19 protein-coding genes are annotated in these 25,966 nt (G+C 66.1%); 11 read left to right on the top strand and 8 right to left on the bottom strand.

Annotated elements, in window-relative coordinates; all coding sequences use genetic code 11:
- The first annotated feature begins 100 nt into the window (after positions 1-100).
- From iolC to FOC40_RS08745, 5 genes are all read left to right on the top strand, one after another.
- On the top strand, positions 101-1,066 hold the full coding sequence (gene iolC, locus FOC40_RS08765) for a 5-dehydro-2-deoxygluconokinase (protein ID WP_003794171.1): 966 nt from the start codon (positions 101-103) through the stop codon (positions 1,064-1,066).
- Positions 1,067-1,139: 73 nt separating this feature from the next.
- A complete protein-coding gene (gene iolB / locus FOC40_RS08760; protein WP_039929208.1) occupies positions 1,140-2,012 on the top strand; it encodes a 5-deoxy-glucuronate isomerase in 873 nt (290 codons plus the stop codon).
- 22 nt (positions 2,013-2,034) lie between these two features.
- Positions 2,035-3,942, top strand: coding sequence for a 3D-(3,5/4)-trihydroxycyclohexane-1,2-dione acylhydrolase (decyclizing) (gene iolD, locus FOC40_RS08755; RefSeq protein ID WP_003794174.1), 1,908 nt, complete (start codon positions 2,035-2,037; stop codon positions 3,940-3,942).
- Between the two features lie 281 nt (positions 3,943-4,223).
- Entirely contained in the window at positions 4,224-5,726 is a 1,503-nt protein-coding gene (locus FOC40_RS08750) for a CoA-acylating methylmalonate-semialdehyde dehydrogenase (RefSeq protein ID WP_003794175.1), read from the top strand.
- 254 nt (positions 5,727-5,980) lie between these two features.
- The gene (locus FOC40_RS08745; RefSeq protein ID WP_003794177.1) at positions 5,981-7,597 is read left to right on the top strand and encodes an MFS transporter; all 1,617 of its coding nucleotides are present in this window, start codon (positions 5,981-5,983) and stop codon (positions 7,595-7,597) included.
- A 741-nt stretch (positions 7,598-8,338) separates the two neighbouring features.
- Here the strand turns inward: FOC40_RS08745 and FOC40_RS08740 are convergent.
- The 8 genes from FOC40_RS08740 to FOC40_RS08705 all read right to left on the bottom strand — a co-directional run bounded on the left by FOC40_RS08740 (position 8,339) and on the right by FOC40_RS08705 (position 18,359).
- Complete coding sequence (locus FOC40_RS08740) at positions 8,339-9,538, bottom strand: glycosyltransferase family 4 protein (RefSeq protein ID WP_003794519.1); 1,200 nt, start codon at positions 9,536-9,538, stop codon at positions 8,339-8,341.
- Positions 9,531-10,880: a lipopolysaccharide biosynthesis protein gene (locus FOC40_RS08735; RefSeq protein ID WP_003794520.1), complete on the bottom strand. Its 1,350-nt coding sequence runs from the start codon at positions 10,878-10,880 to the stop codon at positions 9,531-9,533. Before FOC40_RS08735 ends, FOC40_RS08740 begins: the two co-directional genes overlap by 8 nt.
- Complete coding sequence (locus FOC40_RS08730) at positions 10,877-11,776, bottom strand: LicD family protein (RefSeq protein ID WP_155844136.1); 900 nt, start codon at positions 11,774-11,776, stop codon at positions 10,877-10,879. Before FOC40_RS08730 ends, FOC40_RS08735 begins: the two co-directional genes overlap by 4 nt.
- A gap of 31 nt (positions 11,777-11,807) precedes the next feature.
- Positions 11,808-12,665: a LicD family protein gene (locus FOC40_RS08725; protein ID WP_003794526.1), complete on the bottom strand. Its 858-nt coding sequence runs from the start codon at positions 12,663-12,665 to the stop codon at positions 11,808-11,810.
- Between the two features lie 56 nt (positions 12,666-12,721).
- A complete protein-coding gene (locus FOC40_RS08720; RefSeq protein WP_003794528.1) occupies positions 12,722-13,696 on the bottom strand; it encodes a DMT family transporter in 975 nt (324 codons plus the stop codon).
- Complete coding sequence (locus FOC40_RS08715) at positions 13,693-15,522, bottom strand: phosphotransferase (protein WP_003794529.1); 1,830 nt, start codon at positions 15,520-15,522, stop codon at positions 13,693-13,695. Before FOC40_RS08715 ends, FOC40_RS08720 begins: the two co-directional genes overlap by 4 nt.
- Positions 15,523-15,616: 94 nt before the next feature.
- Positions 15,617-17,167, bottom strand: coding sequence for a DUF2142 domain-containing protein (locus FOC40_RS08710; protein ID WP_003794531.1), 1,551 nt, complete (start codon positions 17,165-17,167; stop codon positions 15,617-15,619).
- Between the two features lie 28 nt (positions 17,168-17,195).
- On the bottom strand, positions 17,196-18,359 hold the full coding sequence (locus tag FOC40_RS08705; RefSeq protein WP_003794532.1) for a glycosyltransferase family 4 protein: 1,164 nt from the start codon (positions 18,357-18,359) through the stop codon (positions 17,196-17,198).
- Positions 18,360-18,458: 99 nt separating this feature from the next.
- On the opposite strand from FOC40_RS08705, the gene FOC40_RS08700 reads away from it, so the two are divergent.
- The 6 genes from FOC40_RS08700 (at position 18,459) to FOC40_RS08675 (ending at position 25,949) form a co-directional block, all read left to right on the top strand.
- Complete coding sequence (locus tag FOC40_RS08700) at positions 18,459-19,574, top strand: glycosyltransferase family 4 protein (RefSeq protein WP_131240500.1); 1,116 nt, start codon at positions 18,459-18,461, stop codon at positions 19,572-19,574.
- Positions 19,571-20,563 (top strand): glycosyltransferase family 2 protein, encoded by a 993-nt coding sequence (locus tag FOC40_RS08695; protein ID WP_155844135.1) that lies wholly within the window; start codon positions 19,571-19,573, stop codon positions 20,561-20,563. The genes FOC40_RS08700 and FOC40_RS08695 overlap by 4 nt, the downstream gene beginning before the upstream one ends.
- A gap of 101 nt (positions 20,564-20,664) precedes the next feature.
- Complete coding sequence (locus FOC40_RS08690) at positions 20,665-21,516, top strand: NAD-dependent epimerase/dehydratase family protein (RefSeq protein ID WP_003794540.1); 852 nt, start codon at positions 20,665-20,667, stop codon at positions 21,514-21,516.
- A gap of 4 nt (positions 21,517-21,520) precedes the next feature.
- On the top strand, positions 21,521-23,383 hold the full coding sequence (locus FOC40_RS08685; RefSeq protein ID WP_003794542.1) for a rhamnan synthesis F family protein: 1,863 nt from the start codon (positions 21,521-21,523) through the stop codon (positions 23,381-23,383).
- Positions 23,380-24,651, top strand: a complete 1,272-nt coding sequence (locus FOC40_RS08680) for an acyltransferase family protein (protein WP_003794543.1) — start codon at positions 23,380-23,382, stop codon at positions 24,649-24,651. The genes FOC40_RS08685 and FOC40_RS08680 overlap by 4 nt, the downstream gene beginning before the upstream one ends.
- A complete protein-coding gene (locus FOC40_RS08675; protein WP_003794545.1) occupies positions 24,648-25,949 on the top strand; it encodes a hypothetical protein in 1,302 nt (433 codons plus the stop codon). The genes FOC40_RS08680 and FOC40_RS08675 overlap by 4 nt, the downstream gene beginning before the upstream one ends.
- The last annotated feature ends 17 nt before the right edge of the window (positions 25,950-25,966 follow it).

Here is a 25,966-nt window from a genome sequence, read left to right as displayed (position 1 = left end):
GTTGCATATTGTATAGACAAAGTTTGACGATTGCCTGTTGATAGTGCATCCTTGGAACGAAAGGTTTACGGGCCACCCCAATGGAGAGGAAGGAGACGCCATGTCTCTCGAGCGCCGCTATGTCGACATTCTAACAATGGGTCGTTCCGGCATTGACATTTTTCCTCTCCAAGTTGGCGCCCACCTCGAAGATGTCGAGACCTTTGGAAAGTTCCTCGGCGGCAGCCCGACGAACGTCGCCGTCGCCGCCGCCCGACTCGGACACCGTGCCGGCGTCATCACCGGCGTGGGGGATGACCCCTTCGGCCGTTTCGTGACCCGGGAGCTGGAGCGCCTCGGCGTCTCCTCCGATCATGTCGTCACCGTGCGCGACTTCCACACGCCCGTGACCTTTGCCGAGCTTTTCCCGCCGGACTCCTTCCCGCTCTACTTTTACCGTGAACCCAGCGCCCCGGACCTGGAGCTGGGGGAGGACCAGGTGGATTGGGACGCCGTCGAGCGCGCCGGAATCTTCTGGTTTACCGTGACCGGCCTGTCGCGCGACTCGTCCTTCGGCCTGCACCTACGCGCCCTCGATCACCGCGACCGCTCCAGTGGCGTGACGATCCTCGACCTCGACTACCGCTCCAACCTCTGGAGCGGTATGGCCCAGGCGCGTTCGCGCGTCGCAGCCGTCCTGTCCCGCGTGGACGTCGCCGTCGGCAACCGTCAGGAATGCGAGATGGCCGTCGGCGTCTCCGATCCTGAAGGTGCTGCTGACGCCCTCCTCGAGCGCGGCGTTCGACTCGCGATCGTCAAGCAGGGGCCCAAGGGTACCCTCGCCAAGACCGCCGATGAGCGCGTGTGGGTCGATGCCTGGGACGTGGACGTCGTCAACGGGCTCGGCGCGGGCGATGCCTTCGGAGGCGCGCTCATTCACGGCCTCGTCGAAGGGTGGGACCTCGAGCGCACGATCCGTTACGCCTCGGCCGCGGGAGCCTACGTGTGCTTGCACATCGAATGCTCGACCGCCATGCCCACCCTCGAGCAGTTGAGCACCTTCGTCGAAACGGGGGTCCTCCCGTAACCCACCCGACCCGCCCCAGCCTCGTCCCCCTTTTCATCCAGCGGCACCGATGCCCAACGTTCAGGAGACTACGATGACTCTTCCCGATATCTACGTTCCCGCCGGTTCCTCCGGCCACGGCAATTTCACCGTCGACATTGACCCCCAGCGCGCCGGTTGGGCCTTCTCGGGCCTGCGCGTCCTGGTCCTTGAGGCCGGCGCCTCCCAGGTCGTCGAGACCGGTGAGGCCGAGCTCCTCGTCCTGCCCCTCGCCGGCGGCGCGACCGTCGAGGTCGACGGGCAGACCTATGAGCTCGAGGGCCGTCGCGGTGTCTTCTCCGGCGTCACCGACTACCTGTACGTGGGGCGAGGCAAGAGCCTGACCATCACCTCGGCCGACGGTGGACGCTTCGCGTTCCCCTCCGCGATCGCCAGCCGCGACATCCCCGCCGCCTACTACCCCAAGAGCCAGGTCCGCGTCGACCTGCGCGGCGCCGGCGACTGCTCGCGCCAGGTCAACAACTACTCCCTTGCCGTCGAAGGTGTCACCACCTCGCACCTGCTGGCCTGCGAGGTCATCACTCCCGGCGGTAACTGGTCCTCCTACCCGGCCCACAAGCACGAGCAGGACTCCGAGGACGAGCGCGAGCTCGAAGAGATCTACTACTTCGAGATCGAGGACGGACCCGAGGGCTCCAAGGGATTCGGCCTGCACCGCACCTACGGCAGCCCCGGCCGCCCGATCGACCTGTGCTGCGAGGTCCACGACGGTGACGTCGCCCTCGTGCCCCACGGCTACCACGGCCCCTGCGTCGCAGCCCCCGGCTACGACATGTACTACCTGAACGTCATGGCCGGCCCGAACGAGGACCTTGTGTGGCTTGCCCCCGACGACCCGGCCCACCACTGGATCCGCGCGACCTGGGAAAACCAGGAAGTGGACCCCCGTCTCCCGATGAACAAGTAAGACAGCCCCGAAAGGATCACCCATGAGCAACGAAGCCTACAAGGGAACCGTGCGCCTGACGGTTGCACAGGCAATCATTCGCTTCCTGTCCAATCAGTACACCGAGCGCGACGGCGTCGAGCGCCGCCTCATCGCGGGCGCCTTCGGTATCTTCGGACACGGTAACGTCGCCGGCATCGGTCAGGCCATCCTGCAGAACGAGATCGCGCCGGCCGAGGGCGAGAATCCGATGCCCTACATCATGCCTCGCAACGAGCAGGGCGCGATCCACGCCGCCGCGGCCTTCGCCAAGACCACGAACCGTCTGCAGACCTGGATGACGACCGCGTCGATCGGCCCCGGCTCGCTCAACATGGTCACGGGTGCAGCCCTGGCGACGACCAACCGCCTGCCCGTCCTCATCTTCCCCTCCGACCAGTTCGCGACCCGCATCCCGGACCCGGTCCTCCAGCAGCTCGAAGACCCGACCTCGCTGGACGTCACCGTCAACGACGCGTTCCGTCCCGTGTCGCGCTTCTTCGACCGTATCAACCGCCCCGAGCAGCTGATTCCCTCGCTGCTGGCCGGCATGCGCGTCCTGACCGACCCGTCCGAGACCGGCGCCGTCACGATCGCCCTGCCTCAGGACGTTCAGGCCGAGGCCTACGACTGGCCGGTCGAGTTCTTCGCCAAGCGCGTGTGGCACGTGCGCCGTCCTCCCGTCGAGCGCGCCGCCCTCGAGCGCGCGGTCGCCAAGATTCGCGCCGCCAAGCGTCCCCTCATCATCGCCGGCGGCGGCACCATCTACTCCGAGGCCTCGGAGGAGCTGCGCACGTTCGCTGCTGCGACCGGTATCCCGGTGGCGGATACGCAGGCCGGTAAGGGCGCCATCAACTGCGATCACCCGTGCTCCGTGGGTGGCGTCGGTTCAACCGGCGGCGACTCGGGCAACCACCTCGCAGACAAGGCCGACCTGATCATCGGCGTGGGCACGCGCTACTCCGACTTCACGACGGCCTCGAAGACGCAGTTCAAGAACCCCGACGTCTCCTTCGTCAACATCAACATCACGCCTTTCGACGCCGCCAAGCAGAGCGCCGAGATGGTCGTGGCCGACGCCCGCGAGGCCCTCGTCGCTCTGACCGAGGACCTGGCCGACTACCGCGTCGACGAGTCCTACACCGCCGAGATCGCCGCCGAGCGCGAGGCCTGGGCCGCCAAGGTGGAGCGGTGCTACCACGTGGGCAACGCCCCGCTGCCCGCGCAGACCGAAGTCTTCGGTGCGCTCAACGAGCTCATGGGCGACGAGGACGTGGTCATCAACGCCGCCGGCTCGATGCCCGGCGACCTGCAGGCCCTGTGGCAGGCGAAGACCCCCGTCCAGTACCACGTCGAGTACGCCTTCTCCTGTATGGGCTACGAGGTCCCGGCCGCCATGGGCGTCAAGCTGGCCCGTCCGCAGTCCGAGGTTGTCTCGATCGTCGGCGACGGCACTTACCAGATGCTGCCGATGGAGCTGGCCACGGTCGCCCAGGAGGGTATCAAGGTCATCTACGTCCTGCTGCAGAACTACGGCTTCGCATCGATTGGCGCCCTGTCCGAGTCGCGCGGCTCCCAGCGCTTCGGCACGAAGTACCGCCAGCGTGGGACCGGCTCGCACCTGGAGGATACGGACACGATCGCTGGCGTGGACATTGCGGCGAACGCTCGCTCGTGGGGCATCGACGTGCTCGAGGTCCACACGATCGAGGAGTTCAAGGAGGCATACAAGGCGGCCGCCGCCTCGGATCGTGCGACCATGATTCACATCGAGACCGATCTGATGGGCCCCAACCCGCCCGGATCCTCCTGGTGGGACGTGGCGATCTCGGAGGTGTCCGTGCTCGAGTCGACCCAGCGTGCTTACGAGGACTACCAGAACGATCGCAAGCCGCAGCGCCACTACCTGTGATGCGCTGAGTGCGTGAGGGGCGGCCCTGGATTAGTCCGCGGCCGCCCCTGTCGCGTATACCCTTGGTGCGTCAGTAGGCCCGGCGTGAAACGTTTTGTGAAACGGCGCGTTGGCTGGTGTGGGGAGTTGGCGATGGGGGCGTGTCCTATAGACGGGACAATCTGGGCCCTGTTGGCGCTGATGTTTCGGACGTCGCGACATTAGTCTTAGGGACGTGCTATTGTTTGTCCTAACAAAGTTGTTCCGCCATTCGTGGATGAATGGGAAGAAAGGTAAAACCAATGACAATCAACCTGTGGGTCAACGGCGAAGAGTATGTCGCTCACTCCGAGAAGACCATCGGCGTCGAAAACCCTGCCACCGGCAAGGTCGTCGATCAGCTCGCCCTGGCCGACAAGCATTGCCTCGACCATGTCGTCGAGATCGCCCGCGAAGCGCAGAAGGAATGGGGCCGCACCGCCCTGGCCAAGCGCGTGGACATCATGTTCAAGTTCCGTCAGCTCGTCATCGAGCATCAGGATGAGATCGCCGACGCCATCGTACGTGAGGGCGGCAAGACCCACGGCGACGCCCTCGGCGAGATCGCTCGTGGCCGTGAGACCATCGACTTTGCGTGTGGCATCAACGCCGCCCTCAAGGGTGAGTTCACCGACCAGGCCTCGACCGGCGTGGACGTGCACACCCTGCGTCAGCCCGTCGGCGTCGTCGCCGGCATCTGCCCCTTCAACTTCCCGGCCATGGTCCCCATGTGGATGCACCCGGTCGCCCTGGCCACCGGCAACGCCTTCATTCTCAAGGTCGCCTCGGTCGTCCCCAGCGCCTCGCTGATCATCGCCCGCCTCTACAAGGAGGCCGGCCTGCCCGACGGCCTGTTCAACGTCATCGCCGGTGACCGCCACCTGGTCACCGACATCCTCACCCACCCCGGCATCGACGCGATCTCCTTCGTTGGTTCCACCCCGGTCGCCCACATTGTGCAGGACACGGGCGTGGCCCATGGCAAGCGCGTCCAGGCCCTGGGTGGTGCGAACAACCATGCGATCGTCATGCCCGATGCGGACATCGAGTTCGCCGCGCAGCACATCAGCGCCGGCGCATTCGGCGCGGCCGGCCAGCGCTGCATGGCCCTGCCCGTGATCGTCACCGTTGGTGGCGTCGAGGAGAAGCTCGTGCCCGCGATCAAGGCTCGCGCTGAGAAGATCGTCGTCGGCCCCGGCACCGACCCGGCCTCCGAGATGGGCCCGGTCATCACCCGCTCCTCCCAGGAGCGCATTACCAAGTGGATCGACGAGGCTGAGGCGAAGGGTGCGAACATCGTCCTCGATGGCCGCGGCTACCGCCCCGAGGGTGAGGAATACGCGGACGGCTTCTGGCTGGCCCCCACCATCATCGATGGCGTGGATCGCAACCTGAGCGTCTATTGCGAAGAGGTCTTCGGGCCGGTCCTGGTCGTCGTGCACGCCGACACCTACGAGGAAGCCATCGAGATCGTCAACTCCTCCGAGTTTGGCAATGGCTCCGCGATCTTCACCTCCGACGGTGATACCGCCCGCCACTTCGTCGTCGATGTCGAGGCCGGCATGGTTGGTGTCAACGTGCCGATCCCGGTTCCGGTCGCGTACTACTCGTTCGGTGGTTGGAAGGAGTCGCTGCTGGGCGACACTCACATCCATGGCCCCGAGGGCGTGCGCTTCTACACGAAGGCGAAGGTTGTCACGACCCGCTGGCCCAAGCGTGGTGAGAAGGTGGGCTACGTTGGCATGAACTTCCCGACGAACGGCTGAGTCTGACAACTCTCTGATAGGAGGGGTGGGCACACTGTGCCCACCCCTCCACTCTATACAGTCATAGGTGTGGGCTTGAGTGCCCCGACGACGAGGTGCTCGCTGCGGCCTCGGCCTTGATATCCTCAAGGGGTGCGACCGTCATCCGCCTGACATCTGCCGGGAAGCGGTGCGTACACGGGTGCGGCATTATGCTATGGCTGCTGTCTCGTTCATCCGGATTACTCCGACGAGGAAGTGCAGAGGAGAACCATATGGCACACACTCCAACGATTGACGACTACACGCCCGACAGGGTGCGCGAGCTCGTCGAGAAGACCCCCGCTTCCGGTGCGAAGCGCTCCCTGGGCGCAATTGCTGTCATCGCGACGCTTGGCTCTCTCCTCTTCGGCTATGACACCGGCGTTGTCGCTGGCGCCCTGCCATACATGTACATGCCCGGAGGCGCCGGCGGTCTGAACATGACCACCTTCGAAGAAGGCTGGGTCGGCGGCCTGCTGTGCATCGGTGCTGCCGCCGGTGCATTCTTCGGCGGACGCCTCTCCGACCGCTTTGGTCGCCGCCATAACATCACGTTGCTCGCCATCATCTTCCTGTTTGGCGCCATCGGCTGCGCGATTGCCCCGAACATCTGGGTCCTCTACCTGGCGCGTATCATCCTTGGGTTCGCGGTTGGTGGCGCTTCCGCGACGGTTCCCGTCTTCCTCAGCGAAACTGCTCCCAAGCGGCTGCGTGGTTTCCTTGTCGCGACGGATCAGATGATGATCGTCTTTGGCCAGTTCCTGGCCTTCTCTATGAACGCTGTCATCGCTCACATGCAGGGTGGTCCCACTGTCACCTTGACCGGTGATGCCGTGGATGTATCCGGGCACGTGCTCGGCCACGCTGGCACGTCCGTCGCGTGGGAGACCGTCCAGGCCGCCGTCAATATTGCGGATGTCGCCGGCACGGGCAATGGTCTGACCTGGCGCTACATGCTCGTCCTGTGCTCGCTGCCCGCCATCGCCCTGTGGATCGGTATCCGCACTGTGCCCGAGTCCTCGCGCTGGTACGCCGCCAATCTGCGCATTGTCGAGGCCATCGGCTCCCTCAAGCGTGCGCGCGATGAAAAGAAGGACGACGTCGCTGGCGAGATCAACGAGATGCTTGATATTCAGCGTGCAGAGTCTGCTCAGGAAAAGTGGTCGCTGTCCCAGATCCTCACCGTGAAGTGGGCACGCAAGCTCCTCTCTATCGGTATCGTCCTGGGCATCGCCGACCAGCTGACCGGCATCAACACGGCCATGTACTACACGCCGAAGATCCTCAACGCTGCCGGCGTTCCCATGGAAGACGCCATCACCCTGAACGTCGTTTCCGGTGGTATCTCCGCGATCGGTTCCGCCGTGGGCCTGTGGCTCGTCGCCCGATTCGCTCGCCGTCACGTGGGCATGTATCAGGAGCTCGGCATCACGATTTCTCTGGCTGCGCTGTCTGCCGTGTTTGCAGTCTTTATCAGTCCCTACCTAGATGGCGAGGGAAATATCTCCGGCGCCCCGACCTTCGCACCCTGGCTGGTTCTTGGCATCGTCTGCATCTTCGTGTTCATCAAGCAGTCCGGAACGGTGTCCTGGGTTCTCGTTTCCGAGATCTACCCGGCCGCTGTCCGTGGCACTGCCCTCGGTATCGCGGTAGGCACCCTGTGGCTTGCCAACGCGCTCGTAGCCGTTGTTTTCCCACCGCTCATGGCGACCGTCGGTGGCGCTGGTACGTACGCGATCTTCGCAGCCATTAACTTCCTCTCGTTCCTCTTCTACTGGAAGGTCGTCCCCGAGACGAAGTTCCACTCGCTGGAGGAACTGGAACTGAAGTTCCAGAAGGACTACTCCTGAGAACGAATAGTTCACGTCCGTGTGTCCGGTGGGGAGGCCGTCCCACCAGGTACACCTGTTTGTTGAACGGATAGGAAGGGCGATGACGACACCGCAACAGGGAAGCATCTCGCTCGACTCGACCGCCGGTTGGTTGTGGCGGGGCGTGCATGAGTGCCGTTGCTCTCCTCGCAACAGTGGTTCAGCGCATCCGGATAACTCATTAGCCTATCCGGATCAAGATAACCTATCCGCGTGTGTCCGTCATGGGACTCGTTACAGTGAGATGCACCTGGTTGGTCATCGCAGATCCTGGGTGTGGCCCATGCGCGACCAGGATGCCGGGATAAAACTCTCCCTGTATGCGTAAAGCAGGCCAAAATGAGCGTTTTATGACGAGCAGGGAGAGTTTTGTCCCGTTCCTACGGCTGATGTGTTGAGCGGGGAGAGTTTTGTCCCGCTTAGAACCTGGCTACTTGCCGATCTCGTCAGGCGTGTTACCCGCGGTTGTCATGTGCTGCAGGAGCAGGCGGAGGAGCCAGAGGAAGAGGGACGCGTGGCCTGCGGGGATTGCCGCCGTGGTGTGGGTGGCCGCCCGACTGGAGGGTGGCGCGAGGCCTGCTGGGCCTGGCCGGGCTTCGAGACGACGCGCCGAGCGAAGCTCGCGGCGCGGACGGCGAGCGGGCGGGCAGGCCTCGCGCCGCGCGGAGGTCTCGCGGCGGGAGGCCGCACGGAGGTCTGGCGGTGGGAGGTTGCGGGAAGCTAGCGCGCCACGGCCTCGTCGATGACGGAGGCGACCTCTCGGGCCACGGACTGCCACGTGAAATGCTCGCGCACGCGCGTGCCCACAGCCGCCGCGCAGGATGCGCGACGCACGGGGTCGGTGACGGCCTCGCGCAGGGCGGGGACGAGCGCATCGGTGAGCTCGGCGGACGTGCGGCCGTCCACGATCCACCCGAGGGCGGGAGAGGTGATGACCTCTTCGGTGCCGCCGCGAGGCGTCGCCACGATCGCGCAGTCGCCCAGGGCCGCTTCGAGGATCGAGGTGGGCAGGCCCTCGGGGTACATGGACGGGTAGACGAACACGTCGGAGCGTCGGTACAGGCTCATGACGGCGGGGAAGTCGAGTTTGCCCAGGAAGGACACGGCGGGGTCGGAGCCGTAGCGCTCGTGAAGCTCGTCCTCGATGGGGCCAGAGCCGGCGACGGCAAGACGCAGAGGTATGTTGGGGAGTTCGGCGCGCAGGCGTGCGAAGGCGTCGAGGAGTGCGATGATGCCCTTCTCAGCGATGAGGCGGCCGGCGTAGGAGATGACGATTTCGGAGTCGGCACCGCCGCGTGGCCACTCGCGCTCGTAGCGGTCGTCAGCGACGGCCGTATCCTCTGGGGTGACCGCGTTGTACCACACGCCCGAGGCCTCGATCCCGAAGTGGCGCAGCCACTTGTTGCAGTTGCGCGACACCCCGTAGTAGGAGGTCACGTGCTTCTTGACGAAGTGGGTGAGGCCGTGCTCGTAAATGCCTCCGAAGAAGTCCAGCATCGGGTTGCCGACGCTCATGTGCGCGGTGCCGTGCTCGATGAGCGCGACGGGGCGGCCCAGGCGATGTGCGAGGCGTGCGCCGAGCAGGCTGGTGAGGTGGAAGCGCGTGTTGACGATGTAGAAGTCGGCGTTCTCGGCCTCCACCGCAGCCATCGTCTCCTTGAAGCGCTCGTCGCGCTTGAAGAAGGGGTAGCGCTGCTTGAAGAGGCCCTTGGTTGGCAGGCGGTAGATGCGCAGGCCGTCTTTGTTCTCGAAACGAGGCAGGGACTCGTCGTGCAGGGACGTGACGATGAACAGGTCGTAGCCCAGGGCGCGCAGCTGCTCGCTGAGACGATCCTGGTAGCGCTCGATCCCGCCCAGGTAGGGCAGGAAAAACTCCATGAAGATGCCGACCTTGACGGGGGAGTGGGGGCGATCAGTCATTGACGGGCTCCGTTTCGATGGTCGCGCGAGGGGCAGGGATGAGCATGAAGATGACGAAGAGGATCGCGAGCAGCCCCATGGTGGCGGCATAAGCGAGCGAGGCACCCATCATGGCGTGGGACATCGTGAGCATCGGCGCGATCAGGTAGGCCGTCGCGCCGGCCGCCGCGTAGGCGACGAGGACCGCGCGCAGTCGGCGCATCGTCGCGAGCGCGTAGTAGAGGATGACGCCGGCGGCGTTGAGTGCGCCCGCAAGGACGAGCACCATGAGCTCGCCGACGTAGCCCGACACGTCCGTGCCGAACACGAGGGTGAGGAGCGGAGCGCCGATCACGTAGGTAACCGCGGCGACGACGACGAACGCTGCTGCGGTCGTCAGCAGGCCCCTGCGCACGATCGACAGGAACTCCTCACGCTTACCCTCCGCCCACCGCAGCGCCATGCGGGTCAGGAGGGGGCGGAATACGAACAGCGACAGCATGTTGATCGCGACCGCCGGCATGTAGATGATCGCGAAGACACCCAGCTCCTCGTCGCCGAGGCTCGCGTGGATCGCGAAGCGCGGCGCGTTCGCCAGGTACTGGTTGAGGAACGCGGCGATGAACAGGGGCAGGCACTCCCACAGGATTCCCGCGATGCCTCGGAGATTGAATGAGGGGAGAAGCGGGAATACGCCGCGCGCGGGCAGCCCGTAGGCCACCACGAGCACCACGCAGGTGACCGCGAAGGTGATGATCGTGGACACGAGGAGGTCCTGGGTGAACCAGTAGAGGCCCGACCACAGGAACGTCGTCGTGAAAATGCGCGCGAAGCAGGCCTTGCCTGCGATGTCGAGGCGACCCGAGCGCTGGAACTCCGAGTAATACACGTCCTCGAAGGCGTCGAAGATGCGCAGGAGAGCCACCGCTGCGATGACCGTGAACGCGGGGTAGGGGTCCTTCGTCGACGCGGTCCACGAGTGGTAGGCGATGAGGCCGACCATGACCAGGCAGGTCAGCAGGCGTGTCGACAGGTAGGTGCCGAAGTCGAAGCGGCGACGCACGTCCGTCACGTGGAAGGTGCGCACCTCGTACAGGCCCACCGTCTGGTACTGCTGGCCGATCGCCAGCGCCAGCGTGAACAGTCCGTACTGGGCGCGTGCAAAGGAATCTGTGGCACCCGAGCGCATGATCGCCACGCCCATGATGACCACGGCGAGGCTCGACATGAGGGAAGCCGCCGTGTTCCACAGGTAGTCGCGCCCCAGCTGGCCGCGCGACTCGAGGGCCTCCTCCGTGGCCTCGACCTGCGCGTCGCCGGAGTTGGGCGGCATGGACGAGGTCGTGGTGTCCTTCTCGCTCACGCGCCGGCCTCCTCGGGGGCATCGGGCCCCGGATCGTTGGGTCCAAAAATGATGTGGAAGGGCTCGTGGGTGACCCGATCCTGAGGATCCGGAATGCGCATGTAATCCCCGTAGCCGCGCGTGAGCACGACGTCGTAAGCGGCCGGGATGCGCACCGTGATGTCCTCGAAGGGAACGGAGCGGGCCGGGAAGAGCTCGGCCTCGGAGGCGCTCCAGCGGCGAGGATCGCGCGTCGAAAAATCACCGAAGAGGATCGAGCCGTCGGCCGCCTTCTGCGGATTCTCGCGCCCCTTCAGGGCGGCGCGCAGCCAGCGACGGTACAGCGAGGCCTCGTTGACGCGCAGCGCCCGCATGCCCCAGTGGGCGCAGGCCATCGCCGCGGAGGCCAGCTGGCGCGCGGGCGTGGGCAGGCCCGTCGGCGGGTTGGGGATCGAGCGCAGGAACATGAGGCGCGCCCAGAGCCACGTGCCGCGCGACTGGGCGCGGAAGCGGCCGGGGTCGTCCGCGATCTCATCCAAGACAAACAGATCCACGCCGATCGGCATGCGGAACGAGCGGTCCTTCGCGACCTTGGAGACGAACTCCGAGCCCTTCAGGCCCAGCACGCCGAAGCTGATCGGGTAGTCGGGGTGGGTGGCGGGGGAAGCGATGAAGAACTCCTCCCCGAGGAGGGCCGGGGCCTCGGCGATGAAACGCTCGTAATCCGCCCGCGGCATGCACACGTCCCCGTCGTCGTCCCAGGGGATGAAGCCCCGGTGGCGCACAGCCCCGATCGCCGTGCCTCCGTAGGCGACGTAACGAATATCCAGGAGTGTGCAGACACGATCGATTTCCGCCAGGCACCGCTTGGTGACGCGCTGAATGGCTGCCAGGGTTGAGGGGGCTGCTGCGCTCATCAGTTCTCCGATCGTTTCAGGGCCGTGAGGCTTACAGGTTGTCGGCGTAGGGGCCGAAGTCGATGACGGCGGCCTCATGGTTGTAGCGTTTCTCCGGGGGAGGCAGCTGCATGTAGTCGCCGTATCCGCGGCGCAGCAGGGCGTCATACTCGTTCTGGATCATCACCGTGATGTCCTCGAAAGGAACATCGCGGGTGGGGAAGAACTCCTCCTCGCGCACGATCCAGTTCTGCGGGTCGCGCATCGTGAAGTCGGCGTACACGCCCGTGCCCGTGCCCTCGTAGCGGCGAACCGCGCGCTCCCACCTGGCCTGCAGGCTCGCCGGCGTCGCGCGCACCGCCTTCAGGCCCAGGTGCGCGAGGGTCGTCGCCGAGAAGATCAGGGCCTTCTTCCAGGCGGGAGTGTTGATCAGGTGCGGACGGGGCGTGCCCTGCAGGAACAGCAGGCGACCCCACAGCCACGACTGGCGCGACATCTCCTGGAAGGCCTTGTCGTCGTCCGGAATCTCATCCAGAGGCAGGATGTCCAAGAAGAAGGGCATCCGGTACTTCGAGTCCTTGTCCGCCTCGGGGATCAACAGGGTCCCCGGCATGACCATCTTCGTGAACATGAAGGGGAAATCGTCGCGCGTGCGCGTGTTATCCAGGCGGAAACGATCATCCAGCAGGGCGGGAGCCTCGGCCAGGAAGCGCTCGTAGTCGGCGCGTGTCATCATCACGTCGATGTCGTCATCCCACGGAATAAAGCCGCCGTGGCGGATCGCGCCGATCGCGGTGCCGCCGTAGATCGCGTAGGACACACCGATGCGTCGGCACACCCGGTCCAGCTCGGCCAGGATCAGCGTCAGGAGCTTCTGGACCTTGCGCAGGTCGTGATCGGGTGTCGTCATCAGTCCTCCGAATATGACAAAGCGGGTGAACGCACGTGCGCCCACCCGCCATTGTCTCACGCCTGGGAGCTCGTGACCTTCTCCGTTCGCTTGGGAAGCAGGTCACCCCAGTTGGAGGTGGCCGCCAGGACCGTGCCCACGAGGATCACGACGCAGCACACCACCTGGGTGGCCGTGGGCACCGTGCCCTGCAGGACGAGAGCGAAGATGATCGCCCACGCCGAGTACGAGATGTTCAGAGCCATGCCGCGCGACGCGCCGATCGCCGACAACGCCTTGTAGTAGAAGAGGTACGAGGCCGTGCCCGCCAGGCCCGCCAGTGTCACCACGCCCGCCGACAGGTGGGCGAGCGAGTGCAGCGTGAAGCCAAAGACTCCGGCGATGGGGGCCACGATGAACAGGTACACGACCGCCGAGGTCGTCTCGCGGATCTGGAGGGCCACCTCGTTATCCACGGCCTCGTCGCGCATACCCCACGTGAGGATCACGGCCTCGGACCCCCAGCCGATCACGCAGGCCAGCGCGCCGACCACGCCGAGGAGCGCATTGCCGCCCTCGATCGGCTCCGAGGTCGCCGACCAACCCGTCGCGACGATGGCCGCGAGGGCGACCAGCAGGGCCGCGATCTGGCGGGGAGCCATGCGCTCCTTCAAGAGGATGAAAGCCAACAGGGTGCCGAGCGCCGGGTAGAACGTCGAGATGATCGCCGTCAGCCCCGGTCCGATGTTGTCAATGGCGATCAGGTACCCGCTCATGCCGATTGGGCCGCCCAGCAGCGCCGCCACGATCACCGACATACCTGGGCGGGTGCGCAGAGCTACCGCAGTATCCCTCAGTCGTCCACGAACCGCCATGTACACGAGCAGGATCACCGCGCAGGCGACGTCGTGCAGGACCGCGCCGGCGAGCGCCGACTGACCGAAGTTCGCGAAGGGGGTCATGGCCAGCGCAATCGCCAGCACGACCGTGTCGAGGCCCCACAGGGCGCCCGAGAAGATGCCGTAACGCTTGCCTCCGTGCTGAGTTTTCATGCCAGTTCACCTTCCGTGGAGATCTGAGTGCTCGAGGCGGCCTCGTAGGCTGCGAGCAGGGAATCGAGTGTGCGTGTCGCGTGCGAGTAGTAGGTGTAGAGCCATTCGCCGACGTCGTCGCCTTCGGCCTCCTTGACCAGCGCCCACAGGTACCAGCACCAGCCGGCGAACACCTCGTAGGCGAAGAAGTGGCGCGCCTCGCGCTCGGAGGGGTCGTGGCCCAGGTAGTACTCCAGGGCGGCGGCCGCGCGCTCGCGGGTCATCTCGGGCGTGCACACGACCATCGTGCCGAAGTCGGCGGCCATGTCCGACATACCCGCGTACTCCCAGTCGATGAGGCTGATCTTTCCGTCCTCGTCCACCAGGAAGTTCGGCGGGAAGAAGTCGTTGTGCGAGGGGACTTTGTCGAAGCCGTCGGCGTCGGCGAAGGCCTTCAACCGCAGGACCTTGTCGCGCAGCTCGAAGTATCCGGGCACGTCGATTGGGCCGAAGGCCTTGAGGAGGCCCTCGTAGCGCAGGCCTTCGGTGACGAAGTCGAAGGAGCGGTCCAGCACGCGACCGGAAGTGTGCAGCGCGCGGTCCATCTCCATGGCCGACTTGAGCTCCTCGGGGCGGGTCACGTCCAGGTTGCGAACGTCGCGCACGAAGCGCGAGATCTTCCAGCCGGCCGCGGGGTCGCCCGTGAGGAAGGTGTCGTCGATGCCGAGCTCGGCGGCCAGGCGCAGGCCGGCGAACTCCGCGCTGCGGTCCACGATCTTTTCCGTGCCGATGCCGGGGTGGCGGTAGACGTATTCGTCGTCGCCCACCGTGAAGTGGCACGACAGGTTCGTGATGCCCTGCTTGAGCGGGTAGAAGTCGCAAATGTCCGACTTCTGACAGCCCAGGGTGGCCACGATGTGATCGAAGACCTCGGAGTCGACGTTCTCCATGAAGAGGGGGTCGAAGGTGCGAAGCTCGTCGACCGAGTCGAACTCGTGGATGACGCCGTCCGGGTAGCGGCGGATCACCATGTCGAAGGACTTGATGTGGTCCAGGTAGATGGACTCCCACAGCTTCGACACCGTCTCGGGCAGGTGGTAGACCTGTTCGAGGATCTCGCGGAACTTCGCGGAGAAGACGCGGTCGAAGTAGACGTGGCCGAGCATGACCCACGCGTCGGCGCCGCCAACGGTCGCGCCCGTGATGCGGTCGCCCGGACCCGTCTTGATGCACCACTCGTCGGTGGGGCCCTCGACGTAGTTCGCCGAGTAGTAGGCCTTGTAGACATAGGACTCAAAGGGGTTCGTGGTGAAGTAATCGTCCGAGGAGCACACGTAGGTGTTGTCCAGGCGGTCCTTCACGAGCCAGAGGGACCCGTTGTTATTGCGCGTGGAGTATTCGCGGTTGACGACGATGTCGACGCCGTACTTGTCGGCCAGGTAGAAGAAGTACTCCTTCTTGTAGCCAACGACCAGCGCGATGTTTGTGATGCCGGCTTCGTGGAGCTGGCGGATCTGACGCTCGACGAGGATCTCTCCGCGCACCTTGAGCGTGCCCTTGGGGCGTTCGTAGCTGATGGGAGCGAAGCGCGAGGACAGGCCCGCGGCCATGATGACGGCGCCCGTGACGCGGTAGGGCTCGAGGGCCTCGCGTCCCGCATCGGTGATCGCGCGCTCGTCGGTGTAGCCGGCGGCCTCGCACTCGCGAGTGGCGGTGTTGACGCGCCCCAGGCTCATGCCGGTGGCCTCCGACAGTGCCCGCTGCGTGAGGGGGGAGTCTGCCTTGGCCAGTGCGTTCAGGATGTTGAATTGGGGCTCGCTGAGCGTGCCGACGTTGGTCGTGGGCATGCGATCACCTTTCGTTCACGGAAGCCGCTTGTGTGCTGTATGTTCGAGCATAGCACTATTAGGTGGATTTGTGAACGGTTTGGGTGTGAAGTGTCTATCGACGAGGCTCGGGCGCTTTATCGGGGGAGCGTTGCCATAGGAAAACGGCCAGGCCAATCGCAAGCGCGCCAGCGAGAGAACCAAGGATCCATACGGCCATCGGTCCGATCGGAGCCGTTGGCCACCACCACTCGTTCCCCGCGCTGAGGTTCCGCGTCGACAGGTCGATGGGGTAGCCGTGCTGTGTACGCCCGAACGCGTAGCGCTCGATGACGAGGTAGAGAGCCCGGGCATTAACGAGCGCCCACAGGGTTGCCACAAGGTCCGTGCCCACCCGGCCGGCGATGCTCGTGGGGAAGCGGAATGCCTCGCTGCCCACTCGCCGTCCGTCGCCCGCCCGGGTGGGAGAGGGCGCCAGGAGCATCAGGAGGAACACTGCAAAGAGCGGCAGCATGTAGCGAGGCTGGTAGACGTGAACGTTGTTGAAATGACCGCGCAGGCCGATGACTACCGGAACACCCGTGATTGCGCCGAAAACTGTGATGGCTGAGAGCGCCTTGCGCCAGGTGAGCTGGCGTAGCGACCAGCACAGGACCGCGAGGACCACGAGGCTTGCGCCGAAAGAGACCGTGCCTCGATAGGAGACATCGTTCCAGCCGGGGCCGAGGCCGTGCCCCACAAAGCCGCGCAGGTAGGTAGGCAGAGCGGAAACGTTGAGCCACAGGATGTGCGAGAGAGAGTATCCCGCCATTTCGTTACTCGACCCCAGGTGCGAGGCGGCCACGTTCGTGCGCGCCATGACCCAGATGCCCACGACGGAGGCGACGCATGCCAGGGCGGCCTCGGGAACGACTCTCTTGCTCATCGGCACGGCGAAGGCCAGCGCGACGGTGATGACGAAGAGGAAGAAGGCGCTGTCGCCGCGGGACGTGCAGGCCATGACTGCGCCTGCCACGGCGCAGGCGATCAGGCCCACTCGGCGTGGCCCCACTGACCGCGTGGCCGCCAGTAGGCCGGCCGTGAATGCAAACGTCCCCGTCATCGCCCACGACGAGGGGTTCATGCCCGCAACGAAATAGAAGCCCATCGGCAGCCACGCGACCGTCACGGCAACGCTGATTGCGCGCTTCAACCCAGAATCTGCCAGAGCGATGATCGCGCCGATCAGGCCAACCGCGAGCAGTGTGTTCACCGTGCGCAACGCCAACACCGCGTGGCTCGTCGAGCGCTGCACGAAGAGGTGAGCAAACTGGTAGTAGCCCCAGGGGTAGTTTCCGTCGTCCCAGCGCAGTGTCGGCGCCAGCTCCTCGTCCGAGGCGTTGAGGGCGCACAGAGCGGAATTATTGTGGTCGAAGGCGTAGCAGGTGACGTACTCCTTGGCCAGCGACTGCGGCACCATGACGGCCTTCTCGCCGTCCTTGGTGGAAATCTGGCAGCCCGTCTCGTCCACCGGCGGAGGACACCACATGGAACCGACGTGGAAGTCCTCGTCCGGGGAAGACCCCACCGGGGAAGCGATAACCCACGCCAACGAGGCCACAATCGCCGCGGCGACGAGCACGAACGCGGCGATAAACGTGCGGCGCTGAGGGTCGGACGTGGACATACGGCGGCCTCCTTCGGGCGCGGTCGGCTCAGGAACGGGCGGCGGCGCGGAATGCCTCGATGTGGACCGAAGCGGCGCGAGCCCACGTGAACTCGTCGGCGCGCGGAATCGCAGCAGCGCCAAGGGCCTCGCGACGAGCAGGATCGTCCAGCAGCTCCGTGAGAGCCTGAGCGATCGAGTCGGGGTCGATGTCGCAGTAGGCGACGGCGTCGCCGCCAACCTCCGGCAGGGAGGTCAGGCGGGTCGTCAGCGTCGCGGCACCGCAGCTCATCGCCTCCAGGACCGGCAGTCCGAAGCCCTCCGCAATCGAGGGGTAAGCCAGGATGACGCAGCCCGACAGGAAACCGGGCAGATCCTCGAGGGGCAGGTAGCCGGGGCGCAGGACCGTCAGATGCTCGGGCACCGAGGCCAGGGCGGGGTCGATGTCCTCGTCCCACCCCTTGCCACCGGCCAGCACGAGGGCCGGCGGATTCGGGCGGTCCGAGACGGCCTTCACCCAGCCACGCACCAGGTTCGGCACGTTCTTGCGCGGCTCCAGCGTGCCCAGGAAACCAATGTAGTCGCGGCCCTCCAAGCCCAGGGACGCCTTGACGCGCTCGCGCTCGGCGTCCGAGACCGGGTGGAAGATCGAGCGATCCACGCCGTGGTAGGCCACGTAAAACTGCGACGGGTCACCGCCCGCGTACTTGATCGTCTCGTCGCGCGTGGCCAGGGACGGCACAACGAGGGCGTCCGCGCGGCGAATCGCGCGGCGAATCGCCGCCGTGAAGAAGCGCTGCTTGAGACGCGAGTGCGCCTGCGGGTGCGAGAAGAACGTCGCGTCGTGCAGGGTGATGACGACGGGCACGCCCGGGAACTGCGGGGACGTGTAGTGCGGGGAGTGCAGGACGTCGGGGCGGACCTTACGGATCAGCTTGGGTAGGCCCGTCTGCTCCCACGCCATACGCGCGGGACGGGACTCGAAGCGCTGCGAAATCGGGATGATGCGGGCCGAAGGCAGGCGCGTCGCGAAGTGCTCGGCGTCGCGCTCTTGGACGGCCATCGTCAGGTCAACGCCCTGCTCGACCAGCTCCGGCACCAGGTCGTCCACGTAGCGGCCAACGCCGCCCAGGTCTGCGGGGATCGCGGTGCCGTCCAGCAAGACGCGGATCGGATGCGAGTGAGAAACGGAGTGGGCCACGATCATCCCCATTGGGTCGGGAGCAACAACTATTCCCCTTATCGTATGCCATTTTGCGCTCGCGGATACTTTTGTTCCTGGCCCCGCGCGCCCGTGAACTACCCTAGATGTATGAGCGTCAACGTTGGAATGGTCGTCGAGCAAATGTGGCAGCCGGTGCCCGGAGGGTCTGGCCGGTACATCGTCGAGGTCGCAGACCGCCTGGCAGACCAGGGTGTGCGTGCTATCGGCATCGCCGCGCGGCGCGGCGCGGGCGAGCCCACACCGAGCGAGGTAGGCCTGACCATCCCCGTGCTCAACTCGGCGCTGCCTCGCCGCGCCCTGTACGCCGCCTGGGATCGGCTGGGTACCCCCAGCGTCGACCGGATGCTCGGCGTCGGATCGGGCGGGGGAGCGGCTGTTGTGCACGCGACCACGTGGGCGATCCCGCCGACCTCGCGCCCCCTGGTCGTCACCGTCCATGACGTCGCCTTCCTGCGCGACCCAGACCATTTCACGGCCCACGGCTCCGCGTACTTCCACCGCGCCCTCGAGATCACCAGGAAGCGCGCCGATGCCATCATCGTCCCCTCCCAGGCCACCGCTGACGACTGTATCGAAGCAGGCTTGGATGCCTCGCGCATCACCGTCATCCCGCACGGCCTGAGCCACACTCCCGTCACCGATGCGCAGGTGGAGGAGTTCCGTTCCCGCCACGGACTCGAACGCCCCTACGTCCTGTGGGTGGGCACCCGCGAGCCCCGCAAGAACCTGCCCACCCTGCTTGCAGCCTACGAGCAGATGCGCGGGACCGACCTCGGCCTCGTCCTCGTCGGACCTGCCGGATGGGGAACCGACCCCACCGACGCGCCGCTGCCTCCCGAGCGCGTCCACGTCCTCGGACGCCTCGACGATGCCGACCTGGCCTGCGCGTATGCGGGCTCCCGCGTCTTCACCTTCCCCTCGATCTGGGAGGGCTTCGGCCTGCCCGTCCTCGAGGCCATGGCGCACGGAACGCCCGTCGTGACCAGCGCGGACACCTGCATGGCGGAGATTACGGGTAGTGACGCCGGTCTCCTCGTGCCGGCCACTGACGCCTCGGCCCTGGCCGAAGCCCTTGAGGCAGCTGCCGGCAGCGAGCACGACCGGCTCGCCGCAGCCGGTATCGAGCGTGCCGGCGACTATACGTGGGAGGCCTCCGCCGCCGCTCACGCCGCCATCTACGCGTCCTTGGCGGGCGACCGATGAGGGCGCGCAGCGCGAGGGTCATCCTCGTCAACTGGAAGAATGCGCCGCTCACTCTGCGCGCCGCCCACTCCATCGCCCCGCAGATGGGGGAGGGGGACCACCTCGTCATCGTCGACAACGGATCCGACGACGACTCGCTCATCGTCCTGCGCGAAGGACTCGACGAGCTGCGCAGCGTCGCCGATCCCGCGCGCGTCTCCCTCGTCAACGCCGGGACGAACGACGGCTTCGGCGCCGGTGTCATGGCAGGAGCGGCCGGCCTGAGCGAAGATGCCGTCGTCCTACTCAACAACGACGCGACAGTGCGCGACGGATTCCTCGATGCCCTCCTGGCACCCCTGGGCGAGGCCGTGGGCGCCACGACCGCGCTCATCCTCCTGACCGGCACCTGGCGTCCCTCCACCCCCTCCGACATGGAGTTCCTCGTCGCCCGCGACGGCAGCCGCTGGACGCGCGTCGCCGACGGAGACAGCGGTGGGCAGGTTCTCATCAACTCCACCGGCAACGAGGTCGATCACGCTGGTAATGGCTATGACCGCTCCTGGCTGGACCCCGCCAACTCCCCGCTTCCTGCCCCCGAGGTCTTCGGCCTGTGCGGCGGCGCCTGTGCGATCGACGCCGACGCGTGGCGAGCTGTCGGGGGAGTGCGCACGGACCTGTTCATGTACTACGAGGACACCGATCTGTCCTACAAGCTGCGCGAAGCTGGGTATGAGGTGCGCTTCGTCGCCGGTGCCGTCGTCGACCATGAGCACGCGGCCTCCTCGGGCACGTCCTCGCCCATGTTCCTGCGGGTCAACGCACGCAACCGCATCATCGTCGCCGCCCAGCACGCCCCGTGGGGCGTCGTCGCGCGCGCCATCGCCCGCTCGATTGCTCGGGCGGTGCGCTCGGGCGGACGGGGGCCGGTCGCCCGCGGAGTCCTCCAGGGGCTCCTCGCCCTGCCTCGCGCGCTGCGCCACCGCACCGCGCCGCGTCCCCGACGATAGGGGAGTCGGCCTCGTGGACGAGGCCGGGGCCGGTGGGTGCGTCACGGCACACAACGCGGGGCGGAGCTGCGCAGCGCCTACGCCTTGATAGACTGGCTGACATGGTGAAGACTGTCCTCGTTACCGGAGCCGGCGGCTACATTGGCCGCCACATTGTTCACGCCCTGCTGGAGCGCGGCCTCGACGTCAGCGTCGTGGACTTCCGCCTCGACGGTGTCGACGAGCGCGCGCGCCGCATCGACACCCAGATTTTCAGCGGCGACGCTGACATCTACGACCAGCTCGGACGCCCGGACGTGGTCCTGCACCTCGCCTGGCGCGACGGCTTCGTGCACAACTCGCCGGCCCACATCGAGGACCTGCCCGCCCACTACCACTTCATCGAGAACCTCCTCGAGGGCGGCTGCACCCACCTGGCCGTCATGGGTTCCATGCACGAGGTCGGCTACTGGGAAGGCGCCATCGACGAAAACTCCCCGTGCAACCCCGCCTCGCTGTACGGCATCTCCAAGAACGCGCTGCGACAGATCACGTCGCTGCTGACCACCAAGCACGGCGCAACCATGCAGTGGTTGCGCGGCTACTACATCGTCGGCGACGACGCGCACGGCTCCTCGATCTTCTCCAAGCTCCTGGCCGCCGCCCAGGAAGGCAAGAAGACCTTCCCCTTCACCACGGGCAAGAACCTCTACGACTTCATCTCCATTCAGGGACTGGCCTACCAGATTGCTGCCGCCGTCTCCCAGGACGAGGTCACCGGCATCATCAACATCTGCAGCGGCGAACCCATGAGCCTCGCCGACCGCGTCGAATCCTACATCCGCGAGAACGACCTGGACATCACCCTCGAGTACGGGGCCTTCCCGGATCGTCCCTACGACTCGCCCGGAGTGTGGGGCGACGCCACGAAGATCCGCCAGATCCTGGCCACCGTCGACGGCACGGGGGAGTAAGGCCGTGAAGCGCGCCGGTATTTTCCTGTTCTTTGATCCCCAGGGCCTCGTCGACGACTACATCGTGGAGTGCCTGACATCGCTGCGCGAGTACCTCGACGAGATCCTCGTCGTCTCCAACTCTCCTCTGGACGACACTGCTCGTGAGCGCCTCCTCAAGGGCGCCACCGATGTCTTCGAGCGCGAAAACACCGGCTTCGACGTGGGCGGCTACCGCGACGGCATCGCTCGCTTCGGCTGGGACCGCCTCGGTCAGATCGACGAGCTGGTCCTCTTCAACTACACCTTCTTCGCGCCCGTCAACCCGTGGAAGAACCTCTTCGACCGCGTGGAGGCCGCTGGCGCGGTGGACTTCTGGGGCATCACCGAACACGACGAGGTGCGTCCCCACCCCTTCCTGGCAGCCACTCGTATGCCGCGCCACATCCAGTCCCACTGGATCGCCGTTCGCAACCCGCTGCTCAGCTCCCCGGACTTCCGCAAGTACTGGGACGAGATGCCCCCGATCCGTTCCTACAACGACTCGATCCAGTGGCACGAGTCGCGCTTCACGGAGTACTTCGGCAACCTCGGCTACACGCATGTTGTGGCCTACCCGCGCGAGGAGTACCCCTCGCGCAACCCCGTCTTCGACAACGCGTCGATGCTGCTCGCGGACGGCTGCCCGATTCTCAAGCGCCGCAACCTCTTCCACGACCCGCTTTACCTGGACCGCCACGCGATCATCGGTGCGGACATGCTGGAGCTGGCGGACAGGGCCGGCTACGACACCGACCTGATCCTCACGAACCTTGCGCGCACCTCGCGTCCGCGTGACCTCGTGACCAACGCGGGCCTGACGACCGTCATCTCTCCGCGCGCCGACCAGGCCACCCTTGACGCCGCCGCATCCCTGAAGGTCCTCGCGGTCGCACACATCTTCTACGCCGACATGGCCGACGAGATCCTCGACCGCCTGAGCGTCTTGCCCGCCGGCTACCACCTGGTGGCCACGACCTCAAACGAGGAGAACAAGGCCCTCATCGAGGCGCACGCCCAGGAACGAGGCGTGGACGCCGACGTGCGCGTCGTGTCCTCCAACCGCGGCCGCGACATCGGCGCGTTCCTGGTGGACTGCAACGACGTGCTCACTTCCGGCGAGTACGACATCGTCGTGAAGATCCACTCCAAGAAGTCCGTCCAGGACGACTACAACGCCGCCCAGCTCTTCAAGGAGCACCTCTACGACAACCTGCTGGCCTCCTCCGATCACGTGGCCAGCATCCTCGCGAAGTTCGCGGCCCACCCGGGCCTGGGCATGGTGATTGCACCCATGCCGCACATGGGCTACCCGACGATGGGCCACGCGTGGTTCGCGAACCGCGCCCCCGCCCGCGACTTCGCCAAGAAGGTCGGCATCACCGTCCCCTTCGACGACCACCAGCCGCTGGCCCCCTACGGCTCCATGTTCATCGCGCGCCCGGAGGCCCTGTCCCTGCTGACCGGTGCCGGCCTCGTCCCCGAGGACTTCCCGGAGGAAGGTGGCTACAAGGACGGCTCCCTGGCGCACGTCATCGAGCGTCTCCTGTCCTACGCGGTCCTGTCGCGCGGCTACTACGTGCGCCCCGTCATGACCCCGAAGTGGGCGGGCGTGTACTACGGCTACCTCGAGTACAAGCTGGCGGCGACCTCCTCGATGATGCCCGCCTTCGCGATCGACCAGGTGCCCTTCCTCAAGGCGCGCATGGGCACGGTCCCGAACCTGCTGGGTGCCGTCAAGACCAACATCATGGTGCATACCCCGGGACTGGGGAACGCCCTCAAGCCGGCGTACCGCGCGGCCCGCAGTGCCGTCCATAAGATCCGATCCATGAAGGGTGAGCGATGAGCCTGGCCTCCACGATTCGGGCTGCGGCCCCCCACACGCCCCAGTCCGTCGCGCAGGCATTCAACTCCAGGTCCAACTCGATTGGGTTTTTGCGCTGGCTGATGGCCTTCATGGTCATCTTCTCGCACGCTGGCCCGATCGCTGGTTTCTACGGCGGCGAGGACCTGGGCGTGCAGATCTCCAAGGAGCAGTCCATCGGTGGCGTCGCCGTCGCGGGTTTCTTCTTTTTCTCGGGCTTCCTGATCACGCGCTCGCGTATGGGGCGTGCGACGATCTGGCGCTACATGTGGCGCCGCGTCCTGCGTATTTTCCCCGCTTTCTGGGCGGCCCTGCTCTTCACGGTCGGTATCCTCGCGCCGATCGCCTACTGGCACACCTACCACAATATTTCCGGCTACCTGCACCCGGCCACCGAGTCCCCGCTCACGTACTTCGTAAACAACATGTGGCTGAACCTGGGCCAGCGCAACATCGCCGGCATGGGCGAGAACCTGCCCTACTTCATCCTGCACGGCGCCCGTGACTGGAACGGCTCGGCCTGGACGCTCATCTACGAGTTCAAGGCCTACATACTGGTGGCGATCCTCGGCCTGTTTGGAGCGCTCGCGAACCGCAAGGTGGGCGGCGCTTTCGCCCTCGTGCTGATTGCCCTCAACGCCCTGCAGTGGATGGGCGCGGGCCAGGTCGCCAACGTCAACTACCTGCTGCGCGACCCCTACATGCTGATGTTCATGGGCCCCTTTGCCTTCGGCATGCTCTTCACGCTCTACGGCGACAAGATCCCCATGGACTCGCGCCTGGCGTGGGGCGGCCTCATCTTCGGCCTGCTGTCGTATGCGTCGGGCGGCTGGAACATCGTCGGCCAGTACGGCTTCCTGTACTTCCTCATGTACCTGGCGATTCGCCTGCCCCTGCAGAACTGGGAGAAGCACGGCGACCTGTCCTACGGCATCTACATCTACGCATGGCCGATCATGGCGTTCGCCGCCTACTTCCACCTGCAGGATCGCGGCTGGATCGCCTACCACCTGACGGTCGTCGTGACCGTGCACATCCTGGCCTACCTGTCGTGGCACCTCATTGAGAAGCCCGCGATGAGCCTGAAGAACTACCTGCCCGGATGGATGGACAAGCTCATCGAGCACTTCCGTCCCACGTACGAGGCCGTGGCACGCCGCATTGTCACGCCGGCCCTGTCCTCGACCAGGATCGCGACGGTCATGGAGGCCGAAGAGGCGGCCGCACGCAGCGAGGAGGAGACCAAGTGAGTGAGAAGAAGGCCGCCGGCCAGTTCAAGGAATCCGAGTCCGGTCTGCGCGATGTCTCCTTCGACGAGGGCGTTCCCGCAGGCTCGTGGAAGCGCCGCCTCCACTACGTGCCCCTCGCCGTTCTCCTTGCGGGCGCGTGCGCGGCCACCGGCGTTGGCACCTGGTACAAGGCCACCCACCCCGCTCCTCAGGTGCCCGCACCCGCCGCCCAGGCCTCGTCCTTCGCGCGCACCACGCCCCAATCCCTGCCCGAGGTCTGCGCCCCCACCCCGCGCGCCGACGTGGGTCCGTGGACGCCCGGAGTCGCCGGCACGGCGGGCTACCTGCCCACGGACGCTGCCCAGGCCTCGTTCGAGCAGTCTATGACCGGCGTGACCACCTACGTTCAGGGCCGCGACGGCTACCTGTTCCTCTCCGACGTCTTCAACGCGAACTTCTCCCAGGCACTGGGCCGTGTGCGCCCCACCCCCGAGCAGGTGAGCGCGTGGGACCGCTACATGAGCGGTATCGAGACCGCCGCGAGCGAGCAGGGTGCGACCGCGCTCTTCATGCCCGCCCCGGCCACGTGGGACATCTACTCCGATAAGCTGCCCCAGTGGACCGACCCGCTGATGGGCACGACCCCCCTGGATCTCATGCGCTCGGCGCTGCCTACCCGCGCGTGGGTGGACGTGCGCGAGGGCCTGCGCGAGGCCCGCGAGGGGAGCGAGGCCCCGCTGTACTCGGCGGTCAATCCCCACTGGTCGCCCTACGCCGCGCACGTCGCGTGGAACCAGACGCTGTCCTGCCTGGCTGCGGTGAACCCCCAGCTTGAGGGCCTGCCCTCCCTGACGCCGTCCGGCGTGAGCAGCGTGGACGCCCCCAACGAGTACGAGGCCCTGGGAGCCCCCGCCCAGAGTGGCCCGTGGGCGGTCCCCACCTACGAGCAGGACCCGGGTAGCGTCCACCTGCTGCAGCTGGAGACTCGCGACGATCTGGCCGACACCGCCGCGCGCCTGGCCGAGGTGACGGGCGCCCCCGAGGTGTCCCTGGCCAGCCCCGTCGACTTCCAGAACAAGCCAGCACTCACCTACAACCCGAACGGACGCGGCACTGCGCTCATCGTGCGTGACTCCCAGGGCAACAACCTGGGACCCGAGGTCGCCGCCACCTTCGAATACACGATCCAGGTCGGCCACGGCCTCGACACCGAGCAGCCGACGGACGTTGCCGCCCTCATCGAGGCCTACAAGCCCAGCGTCGTGATCGTGGAGTTCACGCTGCGCTACCTCGTACTCACGCCGGCCGCCGGCAAGTAGAATAGATTTCCTGACCA

Source organism: Schaalia odontolytica, assembly GCF_009730335.1.
In the GTDB taxonomy this organism is placed as follows: Bacteria; Actinomycetota; Actinomycetes; order Actinomycetales; family Actinomycetaceae; genus Pauljensenia; species Pauljensenia dentiphila.
This window is presented reverse-complemented; position numbering and strand designations above follow the sequence as displayed.

What these genes read in the sequence shown, in the direction of transcription:
- iolC (WP_003794171.1), top strand. Translation starts at nt 101, where the DNA reads ATGTCTCTCGAGCGCCGCTATGTCGACATTCTAACAATGGGTCGTTCC.
- iolB (WP_039929208.1), top strand. Translation starts at nt 1,140, where the DNA reads ATGACTCTTCCCGATATCTACGTTCCCGCCGGTTCCTCCGGCCACGGC.
- iolD (WP_003794174.1), top strand. Translation starts at nt 2,035, where the DNA reads ATGAGCAACGAAGCCTACAAGGGAACCGTGCGCCTGACGGTTGCACAG.
- FOC40_RS08750 (WP_003794175.1), top strand. Translation starts at nt 4,224, where the DNA reads ATGACAATCAACCTGTGGGTCAACGGCGAAGAGTATGTCGCTCACTCC.
- FOC40_RS08745 (WP_003794177.1), top strand. Translation starts at nt 5,981, where the DNA reads ATGGCACACACTCCAACGATTGACGACTACACGCCCGACAGGGTGCGC.
- FOC40_RS08740 (WP_003794519.1), bottom strand. Translation starts at nt 9,538, where the DNA reads ATGACTGATCGCCCCCACTCCCCCGTCAAGGTCGGCATCTTCATGGAG.
- FOC40_RS08730 (WP_155844136.1), bottom strand. Translation starts at nt 11,776, where the DNA reads ATGAGCGCAGCAGCCCCCTCAACCCTGGCAGCCATTCAGCGCGTCACC.
- FOC40_RS08725 (WP_003794526.1), bottom strand. Translation starts at nt 12,665, where the DNA reads ATGACGACACCCGATCACGACCTGCGCAAGGTCCAGAAGCTCCTGACG.
- FOC40_RS08720 (WP_003794528.1), bottom strand. Translation starts at nt 13,696, where the DNA reads ATGAAAACTCAGCACGGAGGCAAGCGTTACGGCATCTTCTCGGGCGCC.
- FOC40_RS08715 (WP_003794529.1), bottom strand. Translation starts at nt 15,522, where the DNA reads ATGCCCACGACCAACGTCGGCACGCTCAGCGAGCCCCAATTCAACATC.
- FOC40_RS08710 (WP_003794531.1), bottom strand. Translation starts at nt 17,167, where the DNA reads ATGTCCACGTCCGACCCTCAGCGCCGCACGTTTATCGCCGCGTTCGTG.
- FOC40_RS08705 (WP_003794532.1), bottom strand. Translation starts at nt 18,359, where the DNA reads ATGGGGATGATCGTGGCCCACTCCGTTTCTCACTCGCATCCGATCCGC.
- FOC40_RS08700 (WP_131240500.1), top strand. Translation starts at nt 18,459, where the DNA reads ATGAGCGTCAACGTTGGAATGGTCGTCGAGCAAATGTGGCAGCCGGTG.
- FOC40_RS08695 (WP_155844135.1), top strand. Translation starts at nt 19,571, where the DNA reads ATGAGGGCGCGCAGCGCGAGGGTCATCCTCGTCAACTGGAAGAATGCG.
- FOC40_RS08690 (WP_003794540.1), top strand. Translation starts at nt 20,665, where the DNA reads ATGGTGAAGACTGTCCTCGTTACCGGAGCCGGCGGCTACATTGGCCGC.
- FOC40_RS08680 (WP_003794543.1), top strand. Translation starts at nt 23,380, where the DNA reads ATGAGCCTGGCCTCCACGATTCGGGCTGCGGCCCCCCACACGCCCCAG.